The organism is Gordonia hydrophobica NBRC 16057 (assembly GCF_001592365.1).
Taxonomy (GTDB): domain Bacteria; phylum Actinomycetota; class Actinomycetes; order Mycobacteriales; family Mycobacteriaceae; genus Gordonia; species Gordonia hydrophobica.
On the sequence record NZ_BCWU01000013.1, the window covers coordinates 68,196 to 84,537 of the forward strand.

13 protein-coding genes, 1 tRNA gene and 1 other RNA gene are annotated in these 16,342 nt (G+C 67.8%); 7 read left to right on the forward strand and 8 right to left on the reverse strand.

Going from position 1 to position 16,342, the window contains the following annotated elements; translation table 11 throughout:
* Positions 1-56: 56 nt before the first annotated feature.
* Both GH2_RS18410 and GH2_RS18415 read right to left on the reverse strand, forming a co-directional pair.
* Complete coding sequence (locus GH2_RS18410; protein ID WP_066171522.1) at positions 57-716, reverse strand: DNA alkylation repair protein; 660 nt, start codon at positions 714-716, stop codon at positions 57-59.
* Positions 717-1,026: 310 nt separating this feature from the next.
* Positions 1,027-1,115: transfer RNA gene (locus GH2_RS18415), tRNA-Ser, on the reverse strand.
* Between the two features lie 61 nt (positions 1,116-1,176).
* Between GH2_RS18415 and ffs the strand changes: the two genes are divergently transcribed.
* From ffs to GH2_RS18435, 4 genes are all read left to right on the forward strand, one after another.
* Positions 1,177-1,271, forward strand: an RNA gene (gene ffs / locus GH2_RS18420) — signal recognition particle sRNA small type.
* A gap of 57 nt (positions 1,272-1,328) precedes the next feature.
* Positions 1,329-2,600, forward strand: coding sequence for an aspartate aminotransferase type Ic (locus GH2_RS18425; protein ID WP_066171524.1), 1,272 nt, complete (start codon positions 1,329-1,331; stop codon positions 2,598-2,600).
* 10 nt (positions 2,601-2,610) lie between these two features.
* Positions 2,611-3,885, forward strand: coding sequence for a glycosyltransferase 87 family protein (locus GH2_RS18430; RefSeq protein ID WP_066171527.1), 1,275 nt, complete (start codon positions 2,611-2,613; stop codon positions 3,883-3,885).
* A gap of 10 nt (positions 3,886-3,895) precedes the next feature.
* Positions 3,896-6,250, forward strand: coding sequence for a DNA polymerase III subunit gamma and tau (locus tag GH2_RS18435; protein ID WP_066171712.1), 2,355 nt, complete (start codon positions 3,896-3,898; stop codon positions 6,248-6,250).
* An 86-nt stretch (positions 6,251-6,336) separates the two neighbouring features.
* Here GH2_RS18435 and GH2_RS18440 read toward each other — a convergent pair whose 3' ends face one another.
* Together GH2_RS18440 and GH2_RS18445 are read right to left on the reverse strand one after the other, a co-directional pair.
* Positions 6,337-7,605, reverse strand: a complete 1,269-nt coding sequence (locus GH2_RS18440) for a class I SAM-dependent methyltransferase (RefSeq protein WP_066171530.1) — start codon at positions 7,603-7,605, stop codon at positions 6,337-6,339.
* Positions 7,602-9,041 carry an FAD-binding protein gene (locus GH2_RS18445; RefSeq protein ID WP_372434578.1) on the reverse strand — a complete coding sequence of 480 codons (1,440 nt, stop codon included), beginning with the start codon at positions 9,039-9,041 and terminating at the stop codon, positions 7,602-7,604. The genes GH2_RS18440 and GH2_RS18445 overlap by 4 nt, the downstream gene beginning before the upstream one ends.
* Before the next feature lie 111 nt (positions 9,042-9,152).
* Here GH2_RS18445 and GH2_RS18450 point away from each other — a divergent pair, with 111 nt between their 5' ends.
* Both GH2_RS18450 and GH2_RS18455 read left to right on the forward strand, forming a co-directional pair.
* Positions 9,153-9,590: an SRPBCC family protein gene (locus tag GH2_RS18450; protein ID WP_066171533.1), complete on the forward strand. Its 438-nt coding sequence runs from the start codon at positions 9,153-9,155 to the stop codon at positions 9,588-9,590.
* Positions 9,591-9,652: 62 nt separating this feature from the next.
* Entirely contained in the window at positions 9,653-10,522 is an 870-nt protein-coding gene (locus GH2_RS18455) for a pseudouridine synthase (RefSeq protein WP_066171536.1), read from the forward strand.
* Between the two features lie 15 nt (positions 10,523-10,537).
* Here the strand turns inward: GH2_RS18455 and GH2_RS18460 are convergent, their stop codons facing one another.
* The 3 genes from GH2_RS18460 to GH2_RS18470 are packed head-to-tail and all read right to left on the reverse strand — an operon-like array spanning position 10,538 to position 14,129.
* Complete coding sequence (locus GH2_RS18460) at positions 10,538-11,491, reverse strand: 3-carboxyethylcatechol 2,3-dioxygenase (RefSeq protein WP_066171539.1); 954 nt, start codon at positions 11,489-11,491, stop codon at positions 10,538-10,540.
* Positions 11,488-13,236 (reverse strand): bifunctional 3-(3-hydroxy-phenyl)propionate/3-hydroxycinnamic acid hydroxylase MhpA, encoded by a 1,749-nt coding sequence (gene mhpA, locus GH2_RS18465; RefSeq protein WP_084247618.1) that lies wholly within the window; start codon positions 13,234-13,236, stop codon positions 11,488-11,490. The genes GH2_RS18460 and mhpA overlap by 4 nt, the downstream gene beginning before the upstream one ends.
* 2 nt (positions 13,237-13,238) lie before the next feature.
* Positions 13,239-14,129, reverse strand: a complete 891-nt coding sequence (locus GH2_RS18470) for an alpha/beta fold hydrolase (RefSeq protein ID WP_066171542.1) — start codon at positions 14,127-14,129, stop codon at positions 13,239-13,241.
* Positions 14,130-14,286: 157 nt separating this feature from the next.
* Here GH2_RS18470 and GH2_RS18475 point away from each other — a divergent pair, with 157 nt between their 5' ends.
* Positions 14,287-14,835 (forward strand): MarR family winged helix-turn-helix transcriptional regulator, encoded by a 549-nt coding sequence (locus GH2_RS18475; RefSeq protein ID WP_066171545.1) that lies wholly within the window; start codon positions 14,287-14,289, stop codon positions 14,833-14,835.
* 1 nt (position 14,836) lies between these two features.
* Here GH2_RS18475 and GH2_RS18480 read toward each other — a convergent pair whose 3' ends face one another.
* Complete coding sequence (locus tag GH2_RS18480; RefSeq protein ID WP_084247619.1) at positions 14,837-16,195, reverse strand: MFS transporter; 1,359 nt, start codon at positions 16,193-16,195, stop codon at positions 14,837-14,839.
* Positions 16,196-16,342 lie beyond the last annotated feature (147 nt).

A 16,342-nucleotide genomic window follows, 5' to 3' on the forward strand; every position in this document is an offset into this window, starting at 1 on the left:
ACGGAGTGTACGGACCGAACCTGTGTGGTCCGTTCAGGTGACAAGCGGCGGGCGCGTCACTGCCGCCGCACCATCTCGGCGATCCAGTCCGGCGCATACGGCGACGTGCAGTTCGGCGGCGTCGGATAGTCCTTCAGAACCCCGAGGCGCTCACCGATGCCGACGGCTCTGGTGCGTAAGTCGGGATGTGCGATCCCGATCTGGGCGAGTGTCTCGTTCATCGACCACTGCAACCGATCCGGTGCGTCCTTCATCTGCGCCTCGATCACGTCCAACAACGCAGCGAGGTCCAGGCCGTGCGGCTTCTTCGCCGCCCGCACACTCGTCAGATGCCAGCCCGCGCTCGCGACGACGGGATCGTCGTCGGCCATCCACCGCACCCGGAGCTCCTCGCTGTACCGGCTCTTCTTCACCAGATTCGCCAACAGCCAGTCGTGCACCTTTGGCGTGCGCGCATCGCGCAGGAGCGCGTCGAGGTCGTCGGCTGAGTAATCGCGCGGTCGACTGACGAGGATCGCGAGCAGTCGTGCCGACGTGTCCTCCGTCGCCCACAGCTCGCTCGCGAGCGCGGGCTGCGCCTTCAACCGTTTCGCGACAGCCCTCAGCTTGGTCAGGTTCACACCGTGGTCGTCACCGTGCCGCTCATTGACGGCCCGGATCTTCGGGTCGTCGAGCGCGGCGAGCTCAGCGAGGACGTCGGCCAGGAGAGAGGTCATGACGGTCAGAGTAGGGGGTCGGGGAGTGGGGGCGGGAGCCGCTGCAGGTCTGGATTCCGGCGTGAGGCGTCGGGTGTCGCTCATTGTCGGACGTGGCGCGGGAACGGACGCTGCATGCGGGGCTGGGGGCGGGCTTGGCTGCTAGGTGCGGTTGCGGAGGATAGGGGACTCCGTCGCTTCGCTCCTCCTCGAATCGCCCTTTGCGGAGGATAGGGGAGCCGTCGCTTCGCTCCGGTTCCGCTCTGTTCGATGCGCCACAAAAGAAGTGACCCCCTGGCCTCGTTCCTCGGGCAGGGGGTCACTTCTTTTGTGGCGGAGGATAGGGGATTCGAACCCCTGAGGGCTGTTAACCCAACCCGCGTTCCAGGCGAGCGCCATAGGCCACTAGGCGAATCCTCCGAGCAGAAATGATCGTAACGGGTGCGGTGGGTGGATCCCAAAACGACCCGCTACACTGGTCTACGGATCCCGCGCGGCGTGCATCCTGTGAACTCCCCCAGGGCCGGAAGGCAGCAAGGGTCAACGGGCTCTCTCGGGTGCGCGGGGTCCTCATAATTTTTGACGCGTTACAGCTACAGTCGCGCACGCCCGTGTCTGTGGGAGAGGTCCACGTTGAACTTTCACTCCATGAGTGTCGACCAACTCCGAACCACCCAGGAAGACCTGCGCAAGCGCTACGCGACGCTGCAGGCCGCCGGGCTCAAACTCGACCTCACCCGCGGTAAGCCGGCCCCCGACCAGCTCGATCTCTCCAACGCGATGCTGTCGCTGCCGGGCGAGACCTACACCAGCCCCGACGGCGTCGACTGCCGCAACTACGGCGGCGTCACCGGCCTGATGGGCCTGCGCGAGATCTTCGGTGAACTCCTCGGCACCGGAACCGAGCGCACCATCGCCCTCGGCAACGCGAGCCTGCAGGCCATGCACGACATCACCGTGCACTCCCTCCTCGGCGGCAACCCCGACTCCGACCAGCCGTGGTCGGCGCAGCCCATCAAGTTCCTGTGCCCGGCACCCGGCTACGACCGCCACTTCGGCATCACCGAGCGCTACGGCATCGAGATGATCACCGTCCCGATGAACCCCGACGGTCCCGACGTCGACGCCTGCGCGGCCCTGACCGCCGCCGACCCGTCGATCAAGGGCATGTGGCTGGTCCCCACCTACTCCAACCCCACCGGTTACACCGTGTCCGAGGAGGTCGCGCGCAAGCTCGTCGCCATGCCCGCGGCGCCCGACTTCCGGATCTACTGGGACAACGCCTACGCCGTCCACACTCTCGTCGACGAAGCTCCGGCGCCCCTGCCGATCCTCGACCTCGCCGACGAAGCCGGGAACCCGAACCGCGTCTACGTGTTCGGATCCACCTCCAAGATCACGTTCGCGGGCGCAGGCGTCGCGTTCTTCGCGTCGTCCACAACCAACCTCGACTGGTTCACCAAGAATCTCGGCGTCTCGACCATCGGCCCAGACAAGGTCAACCAGCTCCGTCACCTCCTGTTCCTGCGCGACGCCGACGGCGTCCGCGCACTCATGGCGCAGCACCGCGCGCTCATCGCACCCAAGTTCGCCAAGGTCCTCGAAATCCTCGAAGACCGGCTCGCCGACAGCAAGATCGCGTCGTGGACGCACCCCGAAGGCGGCTACTTCATCAGCCTCGACGTGATCGACGGCACCGCCGCGCGCACCATCGCGCTGGCGAAGGAGGCAGGCATCGCGCTCACCGCGGCCGGCTCCACCTTCCCGTACAAGCAGGACCCGCGTGACGAGAACATCCGTCTCGCCCCCACCTTCCCGTCGATCGACGAACTGGCTACCGCGATGGACGGCGTCGCCACGTGCGCGCTGCTCGCCGCGACCGAGGTGTTGTTGGACGCAGAGTAAGCGTGCGGCCATGAAGCTCGATCGGTCGACGCCTGCGCTCATCGGGTTCCTGATTGCCGGAATTCTGGCGGTCTGGGTCCAAGGCGTCCTCATCCCGTACACGCAGCCCTACTGGGGGCTCTTCGGGAACTTCCTCGATCTCGACGTGTACCGCGCAGGGGCCCAGGTGGTGCTCGACGGCGGCGATCTCTACGACGCCAAACTCCTCGGTCAGATGGACTTCACGTACGCGCCGATCTCCGTTCTGCTGTTCGCGCCCTTCGCGTGGCTGTCCGCAGGGTTCGCCCACCTGCTGTGGACGGTCGGCATCTTCGTTGCGCTGTATCTGACCGTGATGATCGGGTTCCGCAGCCTCGGGCACGACGCCACCTGGCAGCTCCGCGTCATCGCCGGATCGATCGTCGCGGTGAGCGCACTCCTCGAACCGGTCCGGTCGACCATCTGGTTCGGCCAGATCAACGTCTTTCTCATGCTGATGATCGTCGCCGACCTGGTGCGCCCGGAGGGCAGTAAACTGCGCGGAGTCGCCTCCGGCATCGCCGCGGGCGTCAAGCTCACGCCGCTGATCTTCGGCGCCTACCTCCTGCTGACTCGGCAGTGGAGGGCCGCGGTCACCATGGCGGCGGCCTTCGCGGGCTCGGTGGCGTTGGGCTTCGCGCTGCTGCCGACGGCGTCGTCGAAGTTCTGGTTCGGCACCATGTTCGACTCCGATCGAGTGTCGTCGCCGCAGACCGTCGGCAACCAGTCCATCCGCGGAGCCATCGCGGTCTTCGGCCGCACCGACCACCCCAGCACCGCGCTGTGGCTGGCCCTCGCGGTACCGCTGGTGCTGGTCGCGGGCTGGGCGGCGGCGCTCGCGCACCGCCGCGGTCAGGAACTGCTCGCGATCTCCCTCGTCGGCATGACGTCGTGCGCCGTGTCGCCGGTCGCGTGGTCGCACCATTGGGTGTGGGTGGTTCCGTTGCTGGTGGTGGTGATCCATCAGGTCTTCGAGAAGCTCACGGGCGTCGGGCGATGGTCGTTGACCCTGCTGGCGATCGGCGCGACGCTCGCCGCGCTCGCGTGGCGCACCCACTTCGGCTTCCCCATGTGGTTCGCCAATCGCACTGTGGAGCAGGCCTACTTCACCGGGCTGTTCTTCAAGCACCCGCGGTGGTTCGACTGGTTCACCACCCAACCGTTCACGCTCATCCTGGTGGTCACCGCCGTCGTCACGATCGGCGCGTACCGGCGAGTGCGTGACGATCAGCCGAGCGCCGACACCGCTGTCACAGGCCGCCGGTAGTCTTGCCAGCGTGGCTCTCTATCGCACCTATCGCCCGGCAACCTTCGCCGAAGTCGTCGGCCAGGAGCACGTCACCGCGCCCCTGAGCCGAGCACTCGATACCGGCCGCATCAACCACGCCTACCTGTTCTCCGGCCCGCGCGGCTGCGGCAAGACGTCGTCGGCCCGCATCTTGGCGCGATCGCTGAACTGCGAGCAGGGGCCCACGTCCACGCCGTGCGGCGTGTGCTCATCGTGCGTCTCGCTGGGGCCGGGCGGTCCCGGCAACCTCGACGTCGTCGAACTCGACGCCGCCAGCCACGGCGGCGTCGACGACACCCGCGATCTGCGCGACCGCGCGTTCTACGCCCCCGCAGAGTCCCGCTACCGCGTCTTCATCATCGACGAGGCGCACATGGTCTCGTCCGCGGGGTTCAACGCACTGCTGAAGATCGTCGAGGAGCCGCCGGAGCACCTGATCTTCATCTTCGCGACCACCGAGCCGGAGAAGGTGCTGACGACCATCAAGTCGCGCACCCACCACTATCCGTTCCGCCTGCTGGCGCCGCCGGTGATGCGCGGTCTGCTCGAGGACATCTGCGCCAAAGAAGGCGTCGTGGTCGCTCCAGAGGTGTACCCGCTGGTGATCCGCGCCGGCGGCGGCTCCCCGCGCGACAGCCTCAGCATTCTGGACCAGCTCCTCGCCGGCGCCGGTGACGAGGGCGTCACATACGAGCGCGCGCTGTCGCTGCTCGGCGTCACCGACTCCGCGCTGATCGACGCCGCCGTCGACGCACTGGCCGCAGGCGACGGATCGGCACTGTTCGGCGTCGTGGAGAGCGTCGTCGACGCCGGTCACGATCCGCGTCGCTTCGCGATCGACCTCCTCGATCGTTTCCGCGACCTGATCCTGGTCCAGGCGGTGCCCGACGCCGCCGACCGCGGACTCGTCGAAGCCCCCGACGATCAACTCGCGAGCATGCACGCGGCGGCGGCGAAGCTCGGCCCGGCCACCCTGACCCGCTACGCCGAGGTGGCGCATGCGGCGCTCGGTGAGATGCGGGGGACCACGTCGCCCCGACTGCTGCTGGAAGTGATGTGCGCCCGACTGCTGCTCCCGGCGGCGACGGCCGACGACGCCGCGCTGCTGCAGCGGATCGAGACGCTGGAGCAACGACCGGCAGGAAGCGGCGGCGTTACGATGCCGACCCCCGCGGCGGTCCCGTCGACGCCCAGTGCGCCCGCTCCGGACGAGCCGGCGCCCCGCTTCGTCCGACCGTCCCAGCGCAAGGCGGCTGAGGAATCGCGGCCCGCGGAAGCGGCAACGCCGACGGCCCCGGAGGCGGCGGCGCCAGCGCCCGCGGCACCTCGGCCGGAACCGACCCCGGCGCCGGAGCCCGAACCGGCCGCGCCGACGCAGGTGACACCGCGGCCGGCCGCTGCAGAGCCGCCGCGCCACCCGGCGACGCCACCCCAGTCACCGCCGGTCGCCGCGCCGGAACAGCCGCGTCAGCCGGAACCGGTCGCCCGACGTCAGCCGACCGAGCCGCACCCGCCGATCGACTCCGACCCGCGCGCGCCCGAGCCGCCCCGTCCGACCCCGGAACCGGAACCGGCACCGGAACCGACGCGCAGTCAGCCGCGTGCACCCGAGCGCACGGCCGCCAGGGCGCCCCAGCGGACGCCGATCCACGACGACGACATCCCGCCCGCCGAACCGCCGATGGATCCCGACTACCTGCCGCCGCCCGACGACGGCTATGCACCGAGGAAAGCGGCGCCGGCGCCCGCACCCGTGGCGGAACCGGAGCCCGAGAAGCCCGCGGGCCTCACGGTGGAGGCGGTGTCGTCGCGATGGCCGGACATCCGGGCTGCCGTACGCAAACAGAGCTCGGTCCTGGAGGCGATGCTCTCGGCCGCCTTCGTCCATCAGGTCGACGGCACCCGGGTGGTCCTCGGACATCCCCACCCGGCCCTCGTCGGCCGCCTGGCCGACGACCGCGGCCTCCGGGTGCTGACCACCGCCGTCGTCGAGGTCTTCGGACCGGGACACACCGTGGGGGTGGTGAACGCACAACCCGGAGCGGCGCCCGCACCGACGGCCGGTCCGGCTCCGGAGAAGGAGCCGCCGCGGAAGCAGACGTTCACCCGACCGAGCCGCCCCCGCGACACACATGTGCCCGAACCGTCGTCGGACTACCCGCCCGAGCCAGAGGAGCCCGCCGAACCGGCGCCGCCGGTGCCCGACGAAGAGCTCACCGACGCCGAACGTGACGAGATGGTGGCGCAAGCCCAATCGGGCTCACCCGACGACCGCTTGGACCCCGACCAGGCGGCGTTGGAACTGCTCAAATCGGAGCTGGGCGCGCGACCGGTGGAACCGTAGCGAACAAGATCGGGCCGCTCACCGCTGTCCGACGGCGTATCGCCGTCGAGCGACCGTGAGCGGCCCGATATCAGTCGTCCGCGACGCTACGGCTCCCACCACGGCCGCAACGGCAGGGTGGTCGTCGAATCGAGCTGCAGTTTGGTCGCCAGCACGTGGTGCAGCTCAACGATGTTGCGCTCGAACCCGATCCGGCATCCCGCCATGTACAGGCCCCACAGTCGCGCGGTGCCTTCGCCGACTTCGGCAACGGCCTCATCCCAGTTCTCGACCAGGTTCTGGTTCCAGTCGCGCAGAGTCATGGCGTAGTGGTGGCGGAAGTTCTCCTCGTGGAGGACCTCCAGCCGCGGCACGTCCTGCATGCGCGAGATGATGGTGCCCGATCCGGTGAGCTCCCCGTCGGGGAACACGTAGCGGTCGATGAACGGCCCGGCCTTGCTGCGGGTTCGGTTGTCGGGGCGCGTGATGGAGTGCGTGAGGATCAGCCCGCCCGCCTTCACCTTGTCGCGCATGAAGGTGAAGTACTTGGGGTAGTTCGCGACGCCGATGTGTTCGGTGAGACCGATCGAGGAGATCGCGTCGAAGTCCGATTCGGCGACGTCGCGGTAGTCGCTGTACCGCACCTCGGCGAACTCCGACAGCCCCTGCTCGCGAATGGCCTGCTGCGCCCATTCGGCCTGCTCGCGGGACAGGGTGACACCGAGCGCGTGAACACCGCGTCGTGCGGCGTACCGCACCATTCCGCCCCACCCGCAGCCCATGTCGAGCAGCCGGTCGCCGGGCTGGAGGTTCAACTTGTCGAAGACCAGGCGGTACTTGTTCTCCTGGGCCTCCTCCAGCGTCGCCTCGGGGGTCGGGTACACCGCGCACGTGTACGTCATCGATTCGCCGAGCACCAACTCGTAGAACCGATTCGAGACGTCGTAGTGGTAGTGGATCACCTCGGCGTCGCGCTCTTTGCTGTGGCGCAGGCCTTCGGCGAACCGTCGCCACCGCGGCAGGCTCTCCTGCGGGGGCGGCGGGATCAGCTTGAAATGCTCCTTGCCGATGGAGCGGGCGATCCTGGCCAGTTCCACCGGGCTCGGCTTGCCGAACTTGAGATCGCCCGCGAGCGCCTGCAGGGCACCGTAGGGATCGCCGGGATGGGCGCCGATCAACTCCAGATCGCCCGCCACGTAGGCGCGGGCCAGACCGAGGTCACCCGGCGCGGTCACCAGGTAGGTGGTTCCGCGCGGCGTCTTCAGGTTGAGGCCGAACTCGGCGTCTTCGGGGCCCGCGGAACTTCCGTCGTACGCGGTGATGCGGACCGCGAGATCGCGTCCAACCAGCGTTTCGAAGATCTGGGCAAGCTTCATGCGCGCTTCACTGCTTTCTCGTAGAGGCCGAGCAGACGACGACGGGGATCGTACCGACGCCTCAGGACGTCGTACTCCTCGCCCCCGTACAGGGCGTCGAATTCTTCCGGGCTGTAGAAGGATTCGGAGTAGAGCGACTTGTGTCCGCCCAGTTCGCTGACCTTGTGTTCGATGATTCGGTTGGTGTGTCCGGGCTTGCCCGGCGTGACCGGGACGCCGGACCAGAAGCCGACGTTGACGTAGAACTTCCCGCGCTGCAGCGGATAGAGGGTCCACGGCTGTCCGGCGGCCGCGACCTCCGGAGTCGGGGCGCCGGTCTCGACCGGCGACGGCTCGGCCAATCGCAACGGGCACAACCAGATCGGTTCGATCGGGATCTCCTCGAGGAACCAGTCGACGAACTCGGCGGTCCGCTCGATCGGCACCTCGATGTCCTGGACCACCCGTTCGCTGGGCGGCAGACCCTTGCGGGCGTTCAGCTTGTCGCCGATGTCCCATCGCTGGTCGTAGCCGATGAGCTTCCAGTAGAAGCTGCTGCGCAGGTATTTGGCAGGCCAGAGTCGACGGATCCGCGGGTTCTGTGCGCCGAAGGCCCGGGAGCACCAGAACCAGTCGGTGTCCCACCGCCACAGGTAGTCGCGGATTGTCAGCCGGTCGCGTTTGGGCGCGGCGTCGTCGTGCTGGATGGACCGGTAGTAGATGTTCATGTCGGTGTAGTCGCTGACGGGTCCCGGCTCGTCGGTCTGTCTGCCGAGCACCGCGTACCCCTCGTCGGCGGTGAACACCACGCCGTCCAGGTAGTCGACGCGCTCGCCGAGGTACTCGCGATCGACGGCGATCTGCGTCATCAGATCCTGCAGTTCCCGGCTGCTGTGGACCCGGACGTGGCGCAGTTCCACGAACGGCGGCACCTTCTCGAGTCTGATCTTGAGACGCACCGAGTAGCCGAGCGTGCCGTACGAGTTCGGGAAGCCGAAGAACAGGTCGCGATACTCGTTGTCGGGCCGGGCCACGACCACCTCGCCGGAACCGGTGAGGATCTCCATCTCCAGCACCGACTCGTGTGGCAGACCGTTGCGGAACGACGTGCTCTCGATGCCGAGCCCGGTCACCGCACCGCCGAGGGTGATCGTCTTCAGCTGCGGAACCACCAGCGGCACAAGGCCGTACGGCAATGTCGCGTCCACCAGATCCTCGTACGTGCACATCCCGGCCACCTGTGCCGTCTGCTCGTGCTGATCCACCGAGATCACGCGGTGCAGTTCCGAGACATCCAGTCCGGGGACGCCGGTGTCGGAGCGCTTGCGGAAGAGATTCGACGTCTTCTTCGCGAGTCGGACGGTTGCCCCGTCGGGGATCGACTGGTAGCTGGCGAGGAGTTTGCGTTTTCCGCGATCGAAGGCGACATCGCCATACTCTTTTGCGTTCAAAGCCACATTCCCACCGTAGCCCGATGCCCAGTACGGTGGGGAATGTCTTCCCCCGCACGGGGCGCACGAGTCGACGCCGACAGCGGCCGCCGACGAATCCAAAAGGAGTCATCACCAGTGGGACAGGTCACAGCCACCACGAACTTCACCTTCAACGCTGCACCGGAGGCGGTGAGCGCCGCGCTGGCCGACTACACCACCGTGCGTCCGGCGATTCTTCCCGAACAGTACCGCGACTACCGCGTGGACGCGGGCGGCACGGGCGCGGGCACCGTCGTCCACTGGATTCTGCAGGCCACCGACAAGCGCCAGCGCGACGTCCTCGCCGACGTGACCGTGAATGGCGACACCATCACCGAGACCGACCGCAACTCGACGATGGTCACCACCTACCGCGTGACCGCGGCGGGCTCGGGCTCGCAGGTCGTCGTCACCACCACGTGGAAGGGCGCGGGCGGCATCGGCGGCTTCTTCGAGAAGACCTTCGCGCCGAAGGGCCTGAACCGCATTTACACCGCGCTGCTGACCAACCTGCAGCAGCGTCTCGACAGCTGAGCCGCGGTCGGCGCCGTCGCGCCAAACCACTGCCCGCCCGGGATGGCGTCGATGCCACCCGGGTGGTTCTGCGTGTGGTCGACGACGGTCGCGGAACGGTGGTCGACTCGTTGCTCGCGACGCCGTCGCTCAGCGGTCTGACCGCCGACGATCTACGACGTCGGGCCGCGGTCGGCGAGCTCGTCGACGCCGACGGCGCCGCGGTCGATCTCGACGCCGTGGTGCGCCGCCCCGTGCCCGTCTATCTGTACCGCGACGTGCCCGTCGAGTTCGACGTGCCGTTCGACATGCCGATCCTGCACCTCGACGACGACCTCGTCGTTGTGGACAAGCCGCATTTCCTGGCCACCATGCCGAGGGGAGCGCATGTGGCGCAGACGGCGCTGGTCCGGTTGCGTCGGCGGCTGGAATCCGACGACGTCGCACCCGCGCACCGGCTCGATCGGCTGACCGCAGGCGTGTTGCTGTTCACGCGGCGGCGTGAGGTGCGCGCCGCCTATCAGGAGCTCTTCGCGCAGCGGCGGGTCCACAAGGAGTACCGCGCACTGGCTCCGGTCGACGAAGCGCTCGCCGCCGGAGTGCACGTGGAGAATCGCATCCTCAAGACCGCGGGCGATCTCCGCGCCCGAGTGGTGCCCGGCGAACCGAACGCGATCAGCGACATCGCGCTGGTCCGCGAGGTGGGCGACGGCATCGGCGAGTATCGCCTGCTGCCCGCTACCGGGCGCACGCATCAGCTGCGGATGCACATGGCGGGTCTGGGGGTGCCGATCCTCGGCGACCCGCTGTATCCCGAGGTCGACACCGAGTTGGCGGCGGCGCCGGAGCGCGGTGATTTCACCGAACCGCTCCGCTTGATCGCGTCGGAGTTGGCGTTCACCGACCCGCTGACCGGGCAGCGTCGACGATTCGTGTCCGACAGAACCGACTGAGCCCTCCCTCGCGGATCAGTGCCCGGTCGGAGTCGGTGCCGCCGTCAGCAGTCCGAATCCTGCGATCAGTTCGCGGATCGGACGGTAGTACCGGGTGCTCACCTGGTAGTCGCCGGACGCCGCGAGCGCTGAGAACGCCGCCACCCAGCTGCGGACCTCGTGTGCCGAACTGCCTGCGGCTGCCGTCATCTCCGCGTGGTGATAGTCGTCGAAGCGTTGCGGATCGCCGGCGGCGCACGTGTCGAGGAATCGGTTGTCCCACTCGGGGTTCAGATCGCGCATGGTGCTGTGCCCGACCACGAATTCCGCGGCCGCGTCCTTGACGCGCTGCTCGCGGGCGGCGCGCGCCTGAGGGGTCGGGTTCTTGCCGTCGAGCAGCAGTCGGCGCTGGACGTCGGTCGCGGTGGCCCACTGCGGGACCGGCGGGTCGTGGGACAGTCCACCCGAACCGATCAGCAGCACCCGCTCGTCCAGGCCGGCGGCGAAGCGGCCGATCGCCTCGCCGAGTCGCCGAACTCGGCGCATCGGTGCGAACGGTTGGGCGAGGCCGTTGACGAACACCGGGATCACAGGGATCGCATCGATCCCGCCGAACAGGATCTCCAGCGGTTGCACGGCACCGTGATCGACGATCATGCGGCGGGAGATCGCCACGTCGACGTCGGCGTCGAGCACCGACTGCGCCAGGCTCGCGGCGAGGTCGCCCGGTACGTCGAGCGGCCCCGTGGGGCTGTCGTAGTCGCCGGTCGATTCGGCGGCGAACCCCACACAGAACGGCGGCATCAGTTCGTGGAAGAAGCCGTTGTAGTGATCGGGGGCGAACGAGATCACCAGGGTCGGATCGAACTCGCGGACGAATGCTCGCGCGGTGTCGAAGGTCTCGGTGAGTTCCCGGTCGATGTCGGCGGGCAACGGCGAGCCGGCTCCCAGCAGTGGACTGTGTGACATGGCGACCAGCGCGACGGTCATCGCGAGCCGCCGATCGTGACCGGTACGTCCGTGGACCCCGTGCGGGTGCGTCCCGTGTCGGTGCGCACCGCATCCGTCGCCGACATCGCGCTCAGCAGAGCGGTCACGGTCTGCGGCGCCTGTTGCGCGAGGCAGGTCGCAGCGATGAAACGGTCGGGACGCAGGAAGACCACGCCGACGGCGCGGTCGTCGAACCACGACTTGAGGCGACCCCGGGTGTCACTGACGATGGTGGTCGAGGAGCCGGCGTATTCGCGCTGCGCCCACTCGAACTGCGATTCCGGGAACACGGCCAGCAGGTGGACGCCGAGACGGTCGAGGACCCGCAGCTCGCGGTCGTCGAAGAGGCGACGGGGATCGTTGCCCCACGCGACGACGGACCACCATGGTCCGCTCACATCGTCGAGCAGCACGTCGTCTGCGGTGACGGTGCTGACGCGCGGTTGAATGAACTGTACGCCGACCGGCGAGACCTTGTTCGGTGCGTCGACCTGCGCGAAGAACCGGTTGCGGACCGTGTCCTCGCAGGTTCCGGGCAGCAGATCGCCCTGGTCGACGACGACTCCGCGTCGATACCGAGGCATCGGTTTGAAGCGCATGTCGGTGAGCCAGTCGCGCAGTGAGGGAACCCTGGTGACCGCTCGCGCTGCCAGATCGCGCACCCGGGCCTTGGCGCCGCGCGCGGTCATCACCGAACCGGCGATCATGTTGAGGTCGATCATCGCTTTGGCGTGATCACGGCGTTCGGCGTCGTAGGTGTCCAGCAGGGTGTCGTCGCACAGACCCCGCAACACGGAGGTCAGTTTCCATGCCAGGTTGGTCGCGTCTCGGATGCCCGAGTTCCACCCTTGGCCGAGCCACACGGGCATCAGGTGGGCAGCGTCGCCTGCGATCAGGATCCGACCGCGGCGGAAGGTGGAGGCGATGCGCCCGTGGTGGGTGAAGACGCGCTGTCCGATGACCTCGAGGCCGTGTGGATTCGGCAGATGCGGACGCAGCAGCGACGCCATGAACGCCTCGTCGTCCACCAGATCGGTCGGCTCGTCGTCGAAGAGCATGAACTCGAAGCGCCGGATGCCGTGCGGGAGGCCGATCGAGACGTAGGGGCGGCGGGGATCGGCGCCCAGGTACACGTTGGGAGTGCCGAGGGGATCGTTCTCGATGTCGACGACCACCCAGCGGGTGGACGGTGACAATCCCTCGAACTCGGCGCCGAGGTGCGACCGCGTGAACGACCGGCCGCCCTCGCAGCCCACCACGTACCGGGTGCGGATCTCGGTCTCCGCCTCACCGGACCGTACGCGGGCGACGACCCCGTCCGGCTGCTCGGTCAGGTCGATCAGTTCCGTGCCCATCCGCACGGTCACCGCGTCGAAGCGATCGAGTCCGGCGAGCAGTTCGCGGTCGACGAGAGGTTGGACGAAACCGTGCTTGCGCGGCCAGCCGAACTCGTCGGTGGCCGGGTCGTTGGTGACCAGCACCTGACCGCGGCCGTTCACCAGACGCATGATGTGGTGCGGGACGGTGTGCTGCGAGACGGTGTCGACCAGGCCCATGGTCTGGATGGTGCGGAACGACTCGTCGTCCATGCCGACGCCGCGCGGGTAGTCGATCAACTCGGTGCGCGCCTCCACGAGGACCACTGAGACGCCGTAGCCGCCGAGCAGGTTGGCCAGCGTGAGCCCGACCGGTCCGGCGCCGACGATCAGGACTTCGGCGGTGTGGTCGATGGTCTTCTCGGACATGACTAGTTGCCGCCGTTCTGCGCGGTGCGATGGCCGTTCCGAAGGAAGTCGAGGTGGATGCGGTTGAACTCGTCGGCGCGCTCGTACTGCGGCCAGTGCCCGGCCTGATCGATCACGGCGAGCCCGCCGTTCGGGATCAGGTCCGCGATACGACGTCCCTCGTCCACGGGACCGGACGGGTCCTTGGTGGTCCAGATGACGAGCGCCTGCGCCTCGATGGCGCGCAGGTCGTCGTCGGAGAGCATGTTGCGCTTGCGAGTGGGGAGGTCTTGCAGCGCCATGTTCATCTCGCAGGCCCGCTTCCACTCCGGCTGCTCGAAGATCGCCTGCCGGGTGCGAATGAGGTCCGGGGTCACCATCGTCGGGTCGGCCATCAACCATTCCAGACGAGCCTGGACGCGCTCCCAACTGGGATCGTCGGCGGCGGCCATCGACAAGGTGTACAGACGTTCCATCACGACGGGGTTGGCCATGGTGCCGCCCATCGTGTTGAGGACGATCCGCTCGGTGCGATCGGGGTGCAGCTGCGCGAAGCGCGCGGTGACCCACCCGCCCAGCGACTCGCCGGTGAAGTACGCCTTCTCGGCGCCGAGGGCGTCCAGGACTCGGTTGACCTGGTCGATGTAGTGGGGGATCTCGAGGGGATGGTCGGGTTTGCTGCTGTAACCGTGGCCGATGAAGTCGAGTGCGTACACGTTGAAGTGCTCCGCGTGGGCGGCGAGGTTCCGGACGTAGGCCTCGGCGTGTCCGGTGATGCCGTGAAGCATGAGCAGAACCGGCTTCGAGTCGTCGCCCGCATGCAGGTAGCGGGTCCGGTACGGGCCCGCATCCAGATAGCCCTGGCTGAAGCTCGTCTGGGCGAGGTCGGACCAGACGCTGGTGTAGTCGGGCATGTGAGTCCTCCTTGGGATCGAAGATCGCGGTGTTGTGAATCACACGATAGACTGTCAATACGTTGACAGTCAATACATTGCAAAAACTCGGTGATAATGTCCGAGACGTTCGGCGGTCCGTGGTCACCCGGATCGCTGCTGCTGACGAAGGGGCGAGATGGCAGGCAAGACCGATTCGGTGTCCAGTGACCCCGATGCGATGACCTCGTCGACGTTCGGCGCCGAGGCCGTGGCGTTGACGCAGGCGCGACTCGGTGGGCTGGACCCCTTATCGGCGCAGGCGGGCGTGCTGCTGTCCCGGGTGGCCATCTCGCACGTTCATGTCTCGGAGCAGTCGGTGCACCGATCCGGAATCGGCAGTTGGAGCTCGTTCCGGGTGCTGTGGATGGTGTGGCTGTTCGGTGAGGTCCAGGCTCGTGATCTCGCGAGGTTGTCCGGAATCAGCAGGCAGGCCACGTCCACGGTGCTGTCGACGCTCGAGTCGAAGGGCTTCGTGGTTCGCAATCGCACGTCGACCACCGACCGGCGGCTGATCGCGGTCACCGTGACCGACGAAGGCGCCCGGCTGGTCGAGGAGTCGTTCCTCGCCCAGAACCGGGTGGATGCTGCCTTCTTCGATGTTCTCAGCGCTCAGGAGCGCCGGCAGTTCGTCGGACTGCTTACGCGCATCCTCCACGCGGCGGACGACGCCGCGCGGGACGGGTGAGTCAAGCCAGGGCTCGAGTGCGCGAGGCTGCGGCCTCGGTCTCCATTGCGTCGAGGGCGTTCGGTCCGCGGTAGGTGCGGTGGAGTGCCAGGACGAGGACTCCGGAGACGGCCAGTGCGATGCCGAAGAGCTTGTACAGATCCGGAGCGTCCAGCCCGCGGCCGAGGAGGAAGGCGGCGAGGTTCGGCGCGAGGAAGGCGACGACGCGGCCCACGCCCATCATCAGGCCGACCGCGGTCGACCGGATGGCGGTGGGGTAGATGCTCGGGCTGATCGCGTAGTACGCGGCGACGCCGCCGTTGGCGGCCAGGCCGACCAGCACCGCCAGACCCAAGGCGATGCCCGAGGAGCCGAAGAAGAAGGCGAACAGCAAGAACGCGACCGTTCCATAGAACATCAGCGCTGCGGTCACGACGCGGGGATTGTGTCTACGAGACAGTCCGGCGAAGACCAGTGCACCGATCACGCCGCCGCCTGCGATCAGGGCCTGGGTGGTGATGCCGATGTCGTCGTTGCCCGTCGACTCGGCGACCAGTTTGGCGGTGAAGCTGTTGGCGAAGTAGAACGATGCGATCAGCAGGCCGTAGGCGAACCAGAGGAGAATGGTGCGGCGCCACAGCAGTCCGTCGGACGCCATGGCGCTCAGCGAGCGTGCATCGGTGCCCGCGGTGGCGGTGGGCAGTTCGTCGACCGGGGCGACGTCGAGCTTGCGGCTGATGGCGTTGTACTGGGCGAGAGCGCCGCGCGGGCGGCGTTCCACCAGGTAGTCGACCGACTCGGGGAGCGCGCGCCAAGCCCAGACGGCGAGCAGGGCGGTGAACAGCGCCGAGGCCTCGAACGGGCCGCGCCAGCCGTAGGCGTCGATCAGCCAGATGGAACCGAACCCGCCGAGGGCGGCGCCCAACGGCAGGCCGACGCCGTAGATTCCCATGACCGTTCCGCGGCGCGCGTCCGACGAGTACTCCGCGACCAGCACGTTGACGCTCGAGACGATGGCGCCGAGGAACAGGCCTGCGGCGAACCGGCAGGCCAGGAACGCCGGGAACGACGTCGCCAGGCCGGTGGCGGCCATGCCGACGACGATCAGCACCAGTGAGATGAGGATGAAGCGGCGGCGTCCGAGGCGATCGGAGAGCGGTGACAGCACAGCGGCGCCGATGCCCATGCCGAGGGTGCCGATCGACGCGACCAGTCCCTGCTCGCCGCGCGTGAGGTCGAAGTGCTCGGTCAGTGTCGACAGGGTGAATGAGGTCACCAGGATCTCGTACCCGTCGATCACCGTGAGCAGGATGCAGATGATGACGACTCGTCGTTGCAGCGGAGCCATTGCGCCGGCTCGGATCGTCTGCCGTAAGTCCATGACGACGCCTTTCCTGAGGTGCTGTGGTGCGTCGCCGGATTGCGATGCTGCTGTGAAGCTAGTCTCATATCCATGGTTATGTCAATACATTGACAGTCATGAGGTTGACGTATTGACGTTGTGTGCGAGTGTTTCACCGGCCGTACT

Bases quoted from the DNA above. Each gene is read 5' to 3' on its own strand.
- GH2_RS18410 (WP_066171522.1), bottom strand. From the start codon at position 716: ATGACCTCTCTCCTGGCCGACGTCCTCGCTGAGCTCGCCGCGCTCGAC.
- GH2_RS18430 (WP_066171527.1), top strand. From the start codon at position 2,611: ATGAAGCTCGATCGGTCGACGCCTGCGCTCATCGGGTTCCTGATTGCC.
- GH2_RS18440 (WP_066171530.1), bottom strand. From the start codon at position 7,605: ATGAAGCTTGCCCAGATCTTCGAAACGCTGGTTGGACGCGATCTCGCG.
- GH2_RS18460 (WP_066171539.1), bottom strand. From the start codon at position 11,491: ATGACCGTCGCGCTGGTCGCCATGTCACACAGTCCACTGCTGGGAGCC.
- mhpA (WP_084247618.1), bottom strand. From the start codon at position 13,236: ATGTCCGAGAAGACCATCGACCACACCGCCGAAGTCCTGATCGTCGGC.
- GH2_RS18470 (WP_066171542.1), bottom strand. From the start codon at position 14,129: ATGCCCGACTACACCAGCGTCTGGTCCGACCTCGCCCAGACGAGCTTC.
- GH2_RS18475 (WP_066171545.1), top strand. From the start codon at position 14,287: ATGGCAGGCAAGACCGATTCGGTGTCCAGTGACCCCGATGCGATGACC.
- GH2_RS18480 (WP_084247619.1), bottom strand. From the start codon at position 16,195: ATGGACTTACGGCAGACGATCCGAGCCGGCGCAATGGCTCCGCTGCAA.